Annotated in this window: 14 protein-coding genes and 1 riboswitch; of the genes, 7 read left to right on the top strand and 7 right to left on the bottom strand. The window is 71.8% G+C overall.

Going from position 1 to position 14,889, the window contains the following annotated elements; all coding sequences use genetic code 11:
• The first annotated feature begins 48 nt into the window (after positions 1-48).
• Complete coding sequence (locus tag ACFWOG_RS00750) at positions 49-1,311, top strand: Ig-like domain-containing protein (RefSeq protein WP_329949885.1); 1,263 nt, start codon at positions 49-51, stop codon at positions 1,309-1,311.
• A gap of 20 nt (positions 1,312-1,331) precedes the next feature.
• On the opposite strand, the gene ACFWOG_RS00745 is transcribed toward ACFWOG_RS00750, so the two are convergent.
• The 5 genes from ACFWOG_RS00745 to ACFWOG_RS00725 all read right to left on the bottom strand — a co-directional run bounded on the left by ACFWOG_RS00745 (position 1,332) and on the right by ACFWOG_RS00725 (position 6,179).
• Positions 1,332-1,715 carry a GntR family transcriptional regulator gene (locus tag ACFWOG_RS00745; RefSeq protein WP_329881674.1) on the bottom strand — a complete coding sequence of 128 codons (384 nt, stop codon included), beginning with the start codon at positions 1,713-1,715 and terminating at the stop codon, positions 1,332-1,334.
• Positions 1,716-1,838: 123 nt separating this feature from the next.
• Positions 1,839-3,497, bottom strand: coding sequence for a cytochrome bc complex cytochrome b subunit (locus tag ACFWOG_RS00740; protein ID WP_380353422.1), 1,659 nt, complete (start codon positions 3,495-3,497; stop codon positions 1,839-1,841).
• Entirely contained in the window at positions 3,494-4,552 is a 1,059-nt protein-coding gene (locus tag ACFWOG_RS00735) for a Rieske 2Fe-2S domain-containing protein (RefSeq protein WP_329951441.1), read from the bottom strand. The genes ACFWOG_RS00740 and ACFWOG_RS00735 overlap by 4 nt, the downstream gene beginning before the upstream one ends.
• Before the next feature lie 8 nt (positions 4,553-4,560).
• Complete coding sequence (locus ACFWOG_RS00730; RefSeq protein WP_329882198.1) at positions 4,561-5,370, bottom strand: c-type cytochrome; 810 nt, start codon at positions 5,368-5,370, stop codon at positions 4,561-4,563.
• Positions 5,371-5,558: 188 nt separating this feature from the next.
• Positions 5,559-6,179 carry a heme-copper oxidase subunit III gene (locus ACFWOG_RS00725; protein WP_329882197.1) on the bottom strand — a complete coding sequence of 207 codons (621 nt, stop codon included), beginning with the start codon at positions 6,177-6,179 and terminating at the stop codon, positions 5,559-5,561.
• A 394-nt stretch (positions 6,180-6,573) separates the two neighbouring features.
• On the opposite strand from ACFWOG_RS00725, the gene ACFWOG_RS00720 reads away from it, so the two are divergent.
• From ACFWOG_RS00720 to ACFWOG_RS00710, 3 genes are all read left to right on the top strand, one after another.
• Positions 6,574-6,999 carry a hypothetical protein gene (locus ACFWOG_RS00720; RefSeq protein WP_329882196.1) on the top strand — a complete coding sequence of 142 codons (426 nt, stop codon included), beginning with the start codon at positions 6,574-6,576 and terminating at the stop codon, positions 6,997-6,999.
• A 212-nt stretch (positions 7,000-7,211) separates the two neighbouring features.
• Complete coding sequence (gene trpD, locus ACFWOG_RS00715) at positions 7,212-8,288, top strand: anthranilate phosphoribosyltransferase (protein WP_329952004.1); 1,077 nt, start codon at positions 7,212-7,214, stop codon at positions 8,286-8,288.
• Between the two features lie 167 nt (positions 8,289-8,455).
• Positions 8,456-8,573: riboswitch (SAM riboswitch) on the top strand.
• Positions 8,574-8,624: 51 nt separating this feature from the next.
• Positions 8,625-10,022 carry an aminotransferase class V-fold PLP-dependent enzyme gene (locus tag ACFWOG_RS00710; RefSeq protein WP_329882194.1) on the top strand — a complete coding sequence of 466 codons (1,398 nt, stop codon included), beginning with the start codon at positions 8,625-8,627 and terminating at the stop codon, positions 10,020-10,022.
• A 28-nt stretch (positions 10,023-10,050) separates the two neighbouring features.
• Here the strand turns inward: ACFWOG_RS00710 and ACFWOG_RS00705 are convergent, their stop codons facing one another.
• Together ACFWOG_RS00705 and ACFWOG_RS00700 are read right to left on the bottom strand one after the other, a co-directional pair.
• A complete protein-coding gene (locus ACFWOG_RS00705) occupies positions 10,051-10,332 on the bottom strand; it encodes an Lrp/AsnC ligand binding domain-containing protein (protein ID WP_327676407.1) in 282 nt (93 codons plus the stop codon).
• A 41-nt stretch (positions 10,333-10,373) separates the two neighbouring features.
• The gene (locus ACFWOG_RS00700; protein ID WP_380353418.1) at positions 10,374-11,174 is read right to left on the bottom strand and encodes a rhomboid family intramembrane serine protease; all 801 of its coding nucleotides are present in this window, start codon (positions 11,172-11,174) and stop codon (positions 10,374-10,376) included.
• Positions 11,175-11,376: 202 nt separating this feature from the next.
• On the opposite strand from ACFWOG_RS00700, the gene ACFWOG_RS00695 reads away from it, so the two are divergent.
• The 3 genes from ACFWOG_RS00695 (at position 11,377) to ACFWOG_RS00685 (ending at position 14,671) form a co-directional block, all read left to right on the top strand.
• Positions 11,377-11,646, top strand: a complete 270-nt coding sequence (locus tag ACFWOG_RS00695; protein WP_329952005.1) for a hypothetical protein — start codon at positions 11,377-11,379, stop codon at positions 11,644-11,646.
• A 368-nt stretch (positions 11,647-12,014) separates the two neighbouring features.
• Positions 12,015-13,415: an NYN domain-containing protein gene (locus ACFWOG_RS00690; protein ID WP_380353495.1), complete on the top strand. Its 1,401-nt coding sequence runs from the start codon at positions 12,015-12,017 to the stop codon at positions 13,413-13,415.
• Positions 13,416-13,627: 212 nt separating this feature from the next.
• On the top strand, positions 13,628-14,671 hold the full coding sequence (locus ACFWOG_RS00685; RefSeq protein ID WP_329882191.1) for an NlpC/P60 family protein: 1,044 nt from the start codon (positions 13,628-13,630) through the stop codon (positions 14,669-14,671).
• Positions 14,672-14,889: the final 218 nt, after the last annotated feature.

Below are 14,889 nucleotides of genomic sequence, written 5' to 3'. Positions count from 1 at the left end.
GACCGGTTCCTACGATCTGATCAATCGTGCGAACCCCCGGAGGCGGTCATGGCCGACAGGCGCGGAATCGCGGGTATCGGCGGCATCTCGCTGGCCCTGGCAGTGCTGGCCCCGCTGGCCGGCTGCACGTCCGGAAGCGGCGACGACCTCGCCGGGACCGTCCGTACGGTCGACGCCGCGCGGCTGGTCCATCTCTCGGCGACCGAGCAGGTGGACCCGTCCCAGCCGGTCACCGTCACCGCCGAGCAGGGCAGCCGGCTCACCGACGTCACGGTGGTCGGCCCGGACGGCCGGGTGGTCGCCGGGCGGCTCTCCGAGGACCAGCGCAGCTGGCAGACCACCGGGCGGCTCAAGGCCGCCACCACGTACACCGTCCGGATCGCCGCCGACGACGGCAAGGGCGGCCGCGGTGAGACCACCGCGGGGTTCGCCACCGTCGCCGCCCAGCGGCTGCTGGCCGCCAAGCTCGGTCCGGACTCCTCCGGCAGCGGCGTCTACGGGGTGGGCCAGCCGCTCACCGTCCAGCTCTCCGAGGCGGTGAAGGACCCGCAGGCCCGCCAGGAGGTGGAGCGGGCCCTCACCGTCACCTCGCAGCCGGCCGTCACCGGCGGCTGGTACTGGGTGGACGACAGGAACCTGCACTTCCGCCCGGAGCAGTACTGGCCGACCGGCACCACCGTCAGCCTCGCCTTCGAGGGCACCGGCAGCCGGATCGCGGACGGCCTGTACGGCGGCGACCGGGCCGCCCTGGCGCTGCGGATCGGCGAACGGGTCGAGACCGTGGTGGACGCGGCGGCCCACGAACTCACCCTGAAGCGTGACGGCCAGGTGGTCCGGACGATCCCGGTCACCACCGGTAAGCCGGGGTTCGACACCCGCAACGGCGTCAAGGTGGTGCTCGGCCAGGAGCGCAAGGTCCGGATGAGCGGCGAGACGATCGGGATAGCGGCCGGCAGCGAGGAGTCGTACGACCTCGACGTCGAGTGGGCGACCCGGGTCACCTGGAGCGGCGAGTACGTGCACGCGGCGCCCTGGTCGGTGGGCGCTCAGGGGGTCGAGAACGTCAGCCACGGCTGCACCGGCATGAGCACCGAGAACGCCCGCTGGTTCTACCAGAACACCAGGGTGGGGGACCTGGTGACGGTGGTGAACAGCCGCGGCAAGGGCATGGAGTCGTTCGGCAACGGCTTCGGGGACTGGAACATCGCCTGGACGGACTGGGTCGGGCACAGCGCCCTCGGGCAGCCCGTCAGCACCACCGCGCCGGTCACCCGGGCCCCCGCCACCGGGATGATCGCCCCGCAGCTCTGAGGGGCCCGCCGGGGCCCTCCTCAGCCCTCGCCCGCCCCGTCGCGGTAGGCCAGCCGGAGCGCGGTGTCCACGGCCCCCAGGGCGTCCGGCAGTGGCAGCCCGAGCCGCCTGACCCGCTCGGCGTACTCGGCGGCCGCCGCGGCGGCCAGCCGGTGCGAGGCGTCGCCGACCGCGGCGATCAGGGTGCCGCGCCGGCCGTGGGTCTCCACCACGCCGTCCGCCTCCAGCTCCCGGTAGGCGCGGGCGACCGTCCCGGCGGCCAGCCCCAGCTCCTCGGCCAGCGCCCGGACGGTGGGCAGCCGCAGCCCGGTCGCCAGCTCGCCGCTGCGGGCCTGCCCGGAGATCTGGGCGCGGATCTGCTCGTACGGGGGAGTGGTGGAGGCCGGGTCGACGGACAGCTGCACGGAAGGGCTCCTGAGGTTCGGGCGGGTCGGGATCGGTCGGGTCGGGGCGGAACAGCCCGAGGGCCGCCGACCAGATGAACTCTGGTCAGCGGCCCTCGGGGGTGACGCGGGGTGCGTACGGGATCAGTGGTGGCCGTGGCCGCTGGTGATCTCGTGGTGCTCCTCGGCGGTGGGCTTGGAGATCTGGCTGCCCTCGCCGTAGAAGCCGCGGGAGAGCTTCGCCCGGGTCCGGGTGATGACGTTGGCCTTGCGGGCCACGCCGTTCTCGTCCGTCGCGGCCGGCAGCTCGAACGGCTGCTGCTGCTCGTGCGCGGTGAGCGTGTGCAGCTCCTTCTGCGGCAGCTGGGCGTGCACCTCGATGAACTCGCCGTGCGGCAGGCGCTTGATGACGCCGGTCTCGCGGCCGTGCAGCACCTTCTCCTTGTCACGGCGCTGGAGGCCGAGGCACCAGCGCTTGGTGATGATGAAGACGAGCACCGGGATCACGAACATGCCCACGCGGACGAAGTACGTGACCGAGTTGATCGACAGGTGCAGGTGGGTGGCGAACAGGTCGTTGCCACCGGCCATCAGCAGGATCAGGTAGAGGCTGATCCAGGCGGCGCCCAGACCGGTGCGGACCGGTGCGTTGCGCGGGCGGTCCAGGATGTGGTGCTCGCGCTTGTCGCCGGTGATCCAGCCCTCGATGAAGGGGTAGACCGCGATCGCGGCCAGCACCATCGGGAAGATCGCCAGCGGCACCATGACACCCAGGTTCAGGGTGTGGCCCCAGAGGCTGATCTCCCAGCCCGGCATGATGCGGATCAGGCCCTCGGAGAAGCCCATGTACCAGTCGGGCTGGGCGTCGGTCGACACCTGGTCCGGCCGGTACGGGCCGTACGCCCAGATCGGGTTGATCGTGGCGATCGCCGAGATGACGGAGATGAGACCGAACACCAGGAAGAAGAAGCCGCCGGCCTTGGCCATGTAGACCGGCATCAGCGGCATGCCGACGACGTTCTTCTCGGTCTTGCCGGGGCCCGCCCACTGGGTGTGCTTGTGGTAGAAGACCAGGATCAGGTGGGCGACGAGCAGGCCCAGCATGATGCCCGGGATCAGCAGCACGTGGATGGTGAAGAAGCGCGGCACGATGTCGTGGCCGGGGAACTCGCCCCCGAACAGGAACATCTGGATGTAGGTGCCGACCAGCGGGACGGCGAGGATCGCGCCTTCCATGAAGCGGATGCCGGTGCCCGAGAGCAGGTCGTCCGGCAGCGAGTAGCCGAAGAAGCCGTCGAACATGCCCAGGACGAGCAGCAGGAAGCCGAAGACCCAGTTGATCTCGCGGGGCTTGCGGAACGCGCCGGTGAAGAAGACGCGCATCATGTGCACGAGCATCGCCGCGACGAAGACCAGGGCGGCCCAGTGGTGGATCTGGCGGACCAGCAGACCGCCGCGCACCTCGAAGCTGATGTCGACCGTCGACGCGTACGCCTCGGACATCGGGATGCCCTTGAGCGGGACGTACACGCCGTCGTAGATCACCTCGCCCATGGAGGGCTTGAAGAACAGCGTCAGGTAGACGCCGGTCAGGATGATGATCACGAAGGTGTAGAGGCAGATCTCACCGAGCATGAAGGACCAGTGGTCCGGGAAGATCTTGCGCAGGTTGGCCCGGGCGAGGGAGTAGATCCCCAGCCGGCCGTCCGTCCAGTCCGCCGCCTGCTCCCACTTGTTGGCGGGCTTGGCGCGCGTGCTGGCGGGCTTGGTGGCACCGGAAGTGGTGCGGCTCGCGCTACTCATCGAGCACGCTCCCAGTAGCTCGGGCCGACGGGCTCGTCGAAGTCGCCGGTGGCGACCAGGAAGCCCTTCTCGTCAGTGGTGATCTTCAGCTGCGGCAGCGGGTGGCCGGCCGGGCCGAAGATGACGCGCGCGCCGTCCGCCAGGTCGAAGGTCGACTGGTGGCAGGGGCAGAGCGCGTGGTGGGTCTGCTGCTCGTAGAGGCTGATCGGGCAGCCGACGTGGGTGCAGATCTTGGAGTAGGCGAGGATGCCCTCGAAACCCAGCTCCTTCGACTGCTCGTCCTTGATGTCCGCCGGCGCGATGCGCACCAGCATCAGGGCGTCCTTGGCGATGCGCTGCTGGAAGTCCTCGTCGTGGGTGTGCAGACCCTCGGGCATCGCGAAGGTCAGCGACCCGACCACGATGTCCTCCGCCGTCATCGGCAGGTTGGTGTTCATGTTGATGAGCGCCAGGGGCTTGGCCGGGGTGGCCTCCAGCCAGCCGGTGTGCTCCAGCTTGTCCTCGGGCAGCGGGCCCAGGTCGCGCAGCAGCACCACACCGGAGAGCGGCACCAGGGCCATCGAACCGATGAGGGTGTTGCGGATCATCTTGCGGCGGCCGAAGCCGGACTCCGCGGCGCCCGTCCGGAACTGCTCGATGACGTCGTTGCGGACCTCGTCGTCGGCCTCGATCGGGTGACGCTCGGCCGGCAGCTCGACGTCCGACATCAGGGTGCGGGCCCAGTGGACCGCGCCCGCGCCGATCAGGAACAGAGCCACGCCCAGGGTCATGCCCAGGGCGAAGTTCAGCGCGCTGACGTGTCCGAGCGGCCAGACGTAGACGATCTTGTCCTTGTCGATGGCCACGTAGGAGGCGATGAAGGCGACGGTGGCGATCATCGAGACCACGAACATCAGCGACACCTGGCGCTCGGCCCGCTTGGCGGCCCGCTCGTCGATGTCGGTGCGGCGCGGTTGGTGCTCCGGCAGACCCGGGTCGGCGAACGGATCGCCGTGGGTGGCCACCTCGTGGTGCCCGGCGGAGCCGTGGGACTCCGGGAGCTTCTCTTCTGACATGTCGTGGCTCATGACTTCTTGGCCTTGGTGGTGTGGGCGGCGACCCAGATCGCGACCGCGATGAGCGCTCCGAGCCCGAAGATCCAGCCGAACAGGCCCTCGGTCACCGGACCGAGGCTGCCGAGCGTGAGACCGCCGGGGTTGGGCTCATCGTTGGTGGTGTGGCGGACGAAGGCCACGATCTGCTTCTTCTGCTCCTCGGGCATGGTGCCGTCCGGGAACGACGGCATGTTCTGCGGGCCGGTCTGCATGGCCTCGTAGATGTGCTTCGCGTCCACGCCCTCCAGCGACGGGGCGTACTTGCCCTGGGTCAGGGCACCGCCCTGACCGGCGAAGTTGTGGCACTGGGCGCAGTTGGTGCGGAACAGCTCGCCGCCCTTGGAGAGGTCCTCGGGGTTGGTCGAGGTGTACTGCTCCTCGGTCGGCGTCACCGGGCCGGGGCCGAGCGAGGCCACGAAGGCGGCCATCTGGTCGATCTCGGCCTGCGAGTAGATGTTCTTCTTGGCCGGCACCTGGGCGCCGGGCTGCTGGGCCGGCATGCGGCCGGTACCGACCTGGAAGTCGACCGCGGCGGAGCCGACGCCGACCAGGCTGGGACCGTCGCTCGAACCCTGGCCGTTCAGGCCGTGGCAGGAGGAGCAGCCCACGGCGAAGAGCTTCTTGCCCTCATCGATCGCGAGCGACTGCGCGGCGACGTCGGCCTGCGCCTTGTCGGCGGGCGCGAACGCGGCGTACAGCCCCCCGGTTGCCGCCAGGGCGAGAAGTAGGACGACCAGCGCCGCCAGTGGGTGGCGCCGTCGTGCGGAGAGCTTTTTCACGGAATAACCCCGGTGTCAGGATCTGGTCGACTGGTGGGTGCACCCGGCGGCCGGTCTGGCCGGCACGAGGCTGCCTGTCTAGGGCTGCGCGCGCGGTCGGTCGGTGGGAGCGTCGCCCACCGGCGAAATCGGGCCGTCACCCAGAAGGGCGGGACCCGGAGCCGGTGGCCAGCGACCTGATCAGCTGGTTACTTGATCAGGTAGATGGTCGCGAACAGGGCGATCCACACGACATCGACGAAGTGCCAGTAGTACGACACCACGATCGCGGCGGTGGCCTGCTCGTGCGTGAAGCGCTTGGCTGCGTACGTCCGTCCCAGGACCAGCAGGAAGGCGATCAGACCACCCGTCACATGCAGACCGTGGAAGCCGGTGGTCAGGTAGAACACCGTGCCGTACGGGTCGGAGGACAGCGAGAGACCGTCCTTCTTGACCAGCTCGGTGTACTCGAAGATCTGGCCGCCGATGAAGATCGCGCCCATCACGAAGGTGATGATGAACCACGAGCGGAGCTTCTTCACGTCCCCGCGCTCGGCGGCGAAGACGCCGAGCTGGCAGGTGAGCGAGGAGAGCACCAGGATCGTGGTGTTGACCGAGGAGAAAGGCACGTTGAGGGCGTGCGCCTTCTCGGTCCAGTACTCGGCTCCCTTCACGGAGCGGAGCGTGAAGTACATCGCGAAGAGGGCCGCGAAGAACATCAACTCGGAACTGAGCCAGACGATCGTTCCGACGCTGACCATGTTCGGCCGGTTGACCGATCCGTGCGCGTGCCCGGTTTCTACTGCTGTTGCTGTCGCCACGACGGACATTATGTCGGTCCCTTATTCCGTCTTCACGTCGGGGGGTGTCCCTCGGAGTGTCCGGTGCGTGCGGTATGCCCCCCTGGTGGCCGACGGGCCGTCCGGACCGCCGCTGAGCAGCGGCGTGTCCCTTTTCTGACGGTTCTTCGAAGGCCCCTTCGACCCTGTTGCCCGCGTGTCGCACCACCCTTTCGGGGCCCTCCGGTAGTAAGGGGAGAAGCTCCCCGTCCGCCGTACGGGTGGACTGAGGGGGTGAGGGTGACGCGCTGTCCTCCGGCCGGACCAGTCGTGGGCGCGGCGGCTTGAGAAGGATCGCGCGGGAGTGGCTCGGCGGCCGGTGATCGGGAGTAGCATCCGGGGAGAGGCGAACGTGGTCCGGATCACACGTGAGGGAGCAGGGCCCATGGCGTACACGACAGACGAGACGCTGACCGTTCTCGTCTACAGCCACGACCGCACCACCCGCGAGCAGGTGCGCACGGCACTCGGCAGCCGGGTGGCCGAGGATCTGCCGGAGCTGTCCTACCTGGAGTGCGCGACCACCCCCGCGGTGCTCAAGGCGCTGGAGAAGGGCGGCGTGGACCTCTGTGTGCTGGACGGGGAGGCGGTTCCGGCCGGCGGGCTCGGACTCGCCCGGCAGCTGAAGGACGAGATCTACGGGTGCCCGCCGCTGCTGGTGCTGATCGGCCGGCCGCAGGACTCCTGGCTCGCCGCCTGGAGCCGGGCCGACGCGGCGATCTCCCAGCCGGTGGACCCGGTGGCGCTGGCCGGGGCCGCGGGCACGCTGCTCCGGGCGCGGCTGGCCAAGCGGACGCCGGCCGCCCGCTAGCGGGCGCGCGGAGGTCGCAGGCCCCCCGGGACCGGGGGCGGCCGGGCCGTGCCTCCCGGGAGGGGCGTTCCGGACGGGGAGTCCGGGGCCTCGCGTCTCACTACGGGAGAAGAAGGGTGAACGGCGGAGCCCCGGTGCCCCGCCGCTCGATAGGCTGACTCCGTCCCTACGGTCCATCCCCGTACACCGGGGAGCGAGAGCTGGAGTCAGCCATGGTGAACGCGCACCCTGCGAACGGCGGTAGCGACCCCGCGCAGGTGGTCCGCACCTGGCCGGACATCCTGACGGTGCTGCTGCGCGGGGAGGACCTCGACCGCTCGGCCACCGCCTGGGCGATGGACCGGATCATGAGCGGCGAGGCGTCCCCGGTCCAGGTCGCCGGGTTCATGGTGGCGCTGCGGGCCAAGGGCGAGACGGTCGACGAGATCTCCGGACTGGTCGACTCGATGTACGCGCACGCCGAGCCGCTGTCCGTCCCCGGCCCGGCGGTGGACATCGTCGGTACCGGCGGCGACCGGGCGAAGACCGTCAACATCTCCACCATGTCGGCGATCGTCGCGGCGGCGGCGGGCGCCAAGGTGGTCAAGCACGGCAACCGGGCCGCCTCCTCGTCGAGCGGGTCCTCGGACGTGCTGGAGAAGCTCGGGATCCGGCTGGACCTGGCGCCGAGCCGGGTCGCCGAGGTGGCCGAGGAGGTCGGGCTGACGTTCTGCTTCGCGGCCACCTTCCACCCGTCGATGCGGCACGCCGCCCCGGCCCGCCGCGACCTCGGGGTGCCCACCGCGTTCAACATCCTCGGGCCGCTCACCAACCCGGCGCGGGTGACCGCGCACGCGATCGGCTGCTTCGACACCCGGCTCGCTGAGCTGATCGCCGGCGTGCTGGCGCGGCGCGGCTCCACCGCACTGGTCTTCCGCGGCGACGACGGCCTCGACGAGCTGACCATCACCACCACCTCGCGGGTCTGGATCGTCCGCGACGGCGCCGTGACCGAGACCGTCCTCGACCCGCGCGACGTCGGGATCGAGCCGGTCGGCATCGAGGCGCTGCGCGGGGCGGACCCGGCGTACAACGCGGACGTCGCGCGCCGGCTCCTGGCCGGGGAGCACGGGCCGGTCCGGGACGCCGTCGTGCTGAACTCGGCGGCGGCACTGGTGGCACTCGACCTGACCGACGCGCCGCTGTCGGAGCAGCTGGCGGCCGGTATGGAGCGGACCGCGGCGGCGATCGACTCGGGCGCCGCCCGGGACCTGCTGAAGCACTGGTCGGAGGCCACCGCGCGGGTCTGATGCGGCGACAGGGGCCGGCGGGGCGTCTCCCGCCGGCCTTTCGCGTTCCCGGCCGCGACCCGGGCCGGCCGGGCCGCAGCCCGGTCCGCCGACCGCTGCCCGGACGGCCGTCCGGGATGTGGACCCGTGTTTGACCACGGGACGGACGCGACCTAGAGTCTTCGCCAGGTCATGAGTGACAGCATCAAGCCCCAGCTGGCTGTCCGGCAACCCTCCGTCCGTGGCGGGGTGCCCTGGGTGAGGACCGGGTCATGCGGCAATCCGTCCGCGTGACAAGCGCGGACGCCGGACGAGGTGTACTCCCGGGGTCCAGGCCCGTAGAAGGAGTGCATCCCCATGTCCCTTTCCTCCCAGTTCCCGGCCGCCGTCCTCGACCAGACCGACGCCGCGCAGCCGCTCCTCGCCGTCCTCGGCCACGACGTCCAGGTCCCGCTCGCCACCGGTGAGAAGGTCGGCTACGCGGCGCTCGACTACGCCGCCAGCTCCCCGGCGCTCCAGCGGGTCTGGGACGACGTCGCCGCCTACGCCCCGTACTACGGCAGCGTGCACCGCGGCGCCGGGTACCTCTCGCAGCTCTCCACCGACCTGTTCGAGCAGAGCCGCCGCACCGTCACCGAGTTCCTGGACCTGCGCGAGGGCGACCAGGTGGTCTTCACCCGCGCCACCACCGACTCGCTGAACCTGCTGGCCGCCGCCGTCCCGGCCGGCACCCGGGTGTTCGCGTTCGAGACCGAGCACCACGCCTCGCTGCTGCCCTGGGCGCACGCCGGCCTGGCCGTCACCTACCTGCGCGCCCCGCGCTCGCACGCCGAGGCGGTCGCCGCCTTCGACGCCGCGCTGGCCGAGTCGCCCGAGGGCCCCAAGCTGCTCTGTGTCACCGGCGCCTCGAACGTCACCGGCGAGCTGTGGCCGGTCGCCGAGCTGACCCGGACCGCCCACCGCCACGGCGCCCGGGTGGTGCTGGACGCCGCACAGCTGGCCCCGCACCACCGCGTCTCGGTGCGCGAGCTGGACGTGGACTGGATCGCCTTCTCCGGGCACAAGCTGTACGCGCCGTTCGGTGCCGGTGTGCTGGCCGGCCGCTCCGACTGGCTGGACGCGGCCGAGCCGTACCTGGCCGGCGGCGGCGCCACCCGGACGGTGGCCCGCGAGGAGGACGGCTCGGTCGCCGTGCAGTGGCACACCGGCCCGGCCCGGCACGAGGCCGGCTCCCCGAACGTGATCGGCGCGTACGCGATCGCCTCCGCCTGCCGGGCCCTCACCGAGGCCGGCTTCGACGCGCTGGAGGCCCGCGAGCGCGTGCTGGTCGAGCGGCTGAAGGCCGGACTGGCGGAGATCCCGCAGGTCAAGGTGCTCAACCTGTTCGGCCCGGAGTCGGCCCGGGTGGGCGTGCTCTCCTTCGTCGTCCAGGACTGGAACAGCTCGCACTTCTCGGCCGCGCTCTCCGCCGAGTACGGCATCGGCGTGCGCGACGGCCTGTTCTGTGCGCACCCGCTGCTCCGCACCCTGCTCGGCGACGAGGACGTCGCGCCGTCCGAGTGCGGTGCGCCCGAGCCCTCGCTGCCGGGCGAGCGCAGCCTGAACGCGATCCGCGTGAGCTTCGGCGCGGGCACCCCGGACGAGCACATCGACCGGTTCCTGACCGCCGTCCGCGACCTGGTCACGGACGGGGCGGCCTGGAACTACCGCAACGAGGGCGGCCGTTGCGTCGCGGACACCCGTCGGGGAGCCTGACGGAGCGCCGGCCGGGCGCCCGACGGGGTCAGGCGTCGAGGCCGATCGCGAAGGCGGCCTCCAGGTCGTGCTGGGAGTAGGTGCGGAAGGCGATCTGGGTCTCGGTGTGGGCCACGCCCGGGACCTTGTTGAGCCGGCCGGGGATCACCTCGGCGAGGTCGTCGTGCCGCCGCACCCGCACCATCGCGACCAGGTCGTACCCGCCGGTCACCGAGTAGACCTCGCTGACGCCCTCGATGGCGGCGATCGCCTCGGCGATCTCCGGGATGCGGTCGACGCTGGTCTTGATCAGGACGATGGCGGTGATCACGGTGCGAGCTCCTTTGTGAGGTGCCGCCAGCGTATCGGGCGTCAGCCGGACGGTCGCGGGCGGCGGGCGGCCCGGGGGCGGCGCTCGGCCAGGGTGCAGGCGTAGAGGAAGCCGGCCGCGAAGCCGATCACGTGCACCAGGTAGGCGACCCCCGGCCCCGCCGAATGGACCGACCACCACTGCAGGGCGAACCAGAGCCCGAGCACCAGCCAGGCCGGGAACCGCAGCGGGAGGAAGAGCAGTAGCGGGACGAGCGTGGTGACCCGGGCCCGCGGGTGCAGGCGGAGGTAGGCGCCGAGAACGGCCGAGATCGCCCCGGAGGCGCCGATCAGCACCCGGGTCGAGTCCGCCGTGTGCGCCTCGGCGAGCGCGAAGCCGTAGGTGGCCACCGCCCCGGCCGCCAGGTAGAAGAGGACGAACCGGGGGCGGCCGAGCCGCCGTTCGACGGTCGGGCCGAAGACGTGGAGGAAGAGCAGGTTGCCCAGCAGGTGCAGCCAGCCGCCGTGCAGGAAGAGCGCGCTGAGCACCGAGAGCGCCGGGTGCTTCCCCGGGGTCGGCGCGGCCGGGCAGCCGGGCACCGGGTCGGGGGCCTCGGCCAGCTGTTCGGCGGTGAGCGGATGCCCGGCCAGCAGTTCGGCCGGCACGGCCCCCCAGCGCTGTTCGTAGCGCTGCTCGGCACAGACCCGGGCCTGGTCGCGCCCGTACAGCGGATTGAGTCCGGCGGCCGGCCCGAACAGGAAGACCACGGTGTTGAGCGCGATCAGCGCGTAGCAGACGGCCGGAGCGGCGGCGGCCGGTCGGCCGTCGCGCGCACCGGCGTGGTCGAGGACCGGGATCGCCATGCCGCCAAGCATCCCTCCGGCGGACCGGGCGGGACCGCGTCGTTACGGCAGGTGGCCCAAGGCGGTGATCGCCGTGACCGGTGGTCACGAAGGTTGCCCCAGGCAATAGGCTTGGGGCGGGCCTTCCCGCCTCCCGCCGCCGACGCCGGGGCTCCGGGGGGAGCGCCTGAGCCCGTCCAGGGACCACCCGAGAGGACCCCCGATGACTGTCCCCGCTCTGACCGCCGAGACGCGCTGGCGCTGCACGCTCTGCGGAAACCTGACCCGTTTCGACGTCACCCGCACCGCCCGGGTGACCGAGTTCCTCCACTTCGACCTGGCCGGCGATTCCAAGGTCGAGGAGACCCAGGTCCTCAGCGAGACCGTCGAGTCGGTGCGATGCCGCTGGTGCAACGCGGTGGACCAGGTCGAGCTGGTCGCCCGCCCGGGTGCGGCGGACGCCGGGCCCGAGGTCGTCGGCGAGCAGGGCTGATGCCCCGCCCGTGCGGTGGACGGCACACGGCGTGGCGGTCCACCGCACGGGACAATACAGAGAGAACGCACGGGGTGTGACGCGGGTGGCGGCCGCCGGCCGTCGCCCGCTGGACCAGGATCGGAGCCGAGGACGTGGTGGACGCAGCGAAGGAGCCCGCCGGGCCGCAGGGGCAGCAGCCCGCTGTGGACGCGCAGGCGCCGGACGCGGCCGTGGCCGCTCCCTTCGGTTCCGGCGCCGCGGCCGAGGTGGCCGGCGGTGAGGAGCCCGGTGGCGGTGACGAACCGGCGGCAGCCGTCGACGGGCCGGGCGAGCAGGGTGGGCACGACGGGCCCTCCGGTGTCGGTGGGGCGGGCGACCGTGACGGGCTGACGCCGTCGACGGCGGAGGAGCCGTCCGGCGAACGGCCCACCGAGACGCCTGCCGATGCGCCTGCCGATGCGCCCGCTGAGACGCCTGCCGAGAAGCTGGACCGGCCGCTGCCCGAGGGGGTGCGCCGACGGGTGGTCGGCCTGGCCGCCGACGCGCTCGGCGGGCTGCCGCTCGGCGAGCTGCCCCAGTCGCTGCGCCAGTACGCCAAGTTCACCCCGGCCCGTCGGGCCAAGTACGCGGCCACCGCGCTGGCCGCCGCGCTGGAGTCCGAGCCGGCCTTCCGCGTGCGGATAGCGGAGCGGCTGCGGCTGGGCCAGCCCGATCTGGTCCGGGCGCTGGAGTCGGGCACCGTTCCGGGTGCCGCCGATCCGATGGACGTGGCCGCGGCCGCGTACCTGGTCCGGTCGGCGGGCTGGAGCCGCCTGGTCGCGGAGGCGGGCGAGGAGGCCGAGCGGGCCGGCGCCGAAGGTGCGGCGGCCGAGGCGGCCCGGCTGGTGGAGAAGCTGCAGGCCGAGCTGGCCGAGGTGCGGGCCGCCGCCCGTGCCGACCTCGACCGGCAGCGGAGCGAGTCGGAGGACGTCCGCAAGGAGGCCGAGTCGCTGCGCCGGAAGGTCCGTTCGCTGGAGAGCGACACCCGCCGGGCGCAGGCCGAGACCCGCAAGCTGGCCGTCGAGTTCGAGGCGGTCAAGGCGCAGGCGGCGGCCGAGCGGAGTGCCGGCGAGAGCGAGACGCGGCGGCTGCGGCACCGGGTGTCGGAGCTGGAGACCGCCGTCGAGCAGGGCCGCCGGTCGGCCCGCGAGGGGCGCAGCGTCGAGGACATGCGGCTGCGGCTGCTGCTGGACGCCGTCCTCCAGTCGGCCCAGGGGCTGCAGCGGGAGCTGGCGCTCCCGGTGTCCCAGATCCGTCCGGCGGACCTGGTGGAGGCGGTGGTGCCGGGTTCGGCCTCGCCGCACGACGTGGCGCGGCGCGGTCTGGCGGAGGACGACCCGGCGCTGCTGGACCAGCTGCTGGCGATCCCGCAGGTCCATCTGGTGGTGGACGGCTACAACGTGACCAAGACGGGCTACCCGACGCTGCCGTTGGAGCAGCAGCGGATCCGGCTGCTGGGCGGGCTGGCGATGCTGGCGCAGCGCACCCAGGCGGAGGTCACCTGCGTGTTCGACGGGCAGGACCTGGACGTGCCGGTGATCATGGCGCCGCCGCGCGGCGTGCGGGTGCGGTTCAGCCGAACGGGGGAGACGGCGGACGAGCTGATCCGCCGGTTGGTGCGGGCCGAGCCGCAGGGGCGCCCGGTGGTGGTGGTCTCCACCGACCGGGAGGTCGCGGAGGGCGTACGGAAGGCGGGCGCGCGCCCTGTAGCCTCCGTTCTGCTGCTCAATCGGCTGGCCCGGCCGTAGCCGTGCGCCGGTTCCGAGCGGGCGGGAATGACGCCTGGTCAGCGCCGGGATTGCGGCGATGTGAGGGTCTCGTGAAGTCAGGGAGTGGGGGACGGGTTCACGCCAACGGGGGAGTGGCGCAAAGCATGGATCTTCACTAGTGTCTGGCGTCAAACCTATTTTCCGGATTCTCACCCGTTCAGGTGAGTCCATTGGAAGAAGGAGCCGGTCTTTTGGCCTCCCACCGCCGTCCCAAGCAGCCGAGCCGCGCGCGAGTCACCGTGCTCACCGCGGCCGCTGCGACCGCGGTCGCTCTCTCCGCCCAGGTCGCCGCTCACGCCGCGCCGAGCCCGTCGCCCAAGAAGGACGACGTCAAGGCGCAGATCGACCAGCTGCAGGAGGAGGCCGAACAGGCCACCGAGCGATTCAACGGCGCCAAGGAGCGGGCCGACCAGCTGCGCAAGCAGGCTGACCAGCTCCAGGACCAGGTGGCCCGCGGTCAGGAGCAGATGACCCAGCTTCAGGCCGGGCTGGCCGAGGTCGCGGGTGCGCAGTACCGCACCGGCGGCATCGACCCGTCGGTCCAGCTGATGCTCTCCTCCGACCCGTCCGGCTACCTGGACAAGGCCAGCAGCGTGCAGCAGGCCAGCTCCAGCCAGGCCGAGGCGCTCAAGGGGCTCCAGGACCAGCAGCGCCGGCTGGACCAGCAGAAGGTCGAGGCGGCCGCCGTCCTGGCCTCGCTGGACACCACCACCAAGGACCTGAACCAGTCCAAGGCGGAGGTGAACAAGAAGCTCAAGGAGGCCCAGGACCTGCTGAACTCGCTCAGCGCCGCCGACCGTGCGGCCCTGAAGGCGGCCCAGCAGCAGGCCGACCGCGCCTCGCGCGGGACCGAGCGCCCGGACCTGGGTGAGCTCCCGAAGGCCTCCGGCATGGCCGGCTCCGCGGTGGCCCTCGCGATGGCCCAGCAGGGCAAGCCGTACGGCTGGGGTTCCACCGGCCCGAACAGCTTCGACTGCTCGGGGCTCATGGTCTGGGCGTACGGCAAGGCCGGGGTCTCGCTGCCGCGTACCTCGCAGGCCCAGGGCAACTACGGCACCCGGGTGCCGTCGCTCGCCGAGGCGCAGCCCGGTGACCTGATCATCTACCGCGACGACCGCAGCCACGTCGCGATGTACATCGGCAACGGCATGGTGGTGCACGCACCCCGCACCGGTGACGTGATCAAGGTGATGAAGGCCGACGGGATGAAGATCAACACGATCCGCCGCGTCTGACGCGCCGGGGTGTCCGGCCGTTTGACGGTCCGCCACGACACGCCCGCGGGCCCGCCGAAGGTCCTGTGATCCGCGCCACCTCCGAACGGGGGTGGCGCGGGTGTTTCGGCCGCCGGTTCGACCGAGAGGTGAGGAACGATCAGCTCCGTGTACGGCGCTGGTCACACCCGGTCATATTCACAAATGAACTTCGGTATTCTTCTAGCTTTTTTCCGACA

This window comes from Kitasatospora sp. NPDC058406, from assembly GCF_042722765.1.
In the GTDB taxonomy this organism is placed as follows: Bacteria; Actinomycetota; Actinomycetes; order Streptomycetales; family Streptomycetaceae; genus Kitasatospora.
The sequence above is the reverse complement of the archived record's forward strand: the minus strand, read 5'-3'. Positions and strand labels throughout refer to the sequence as shown.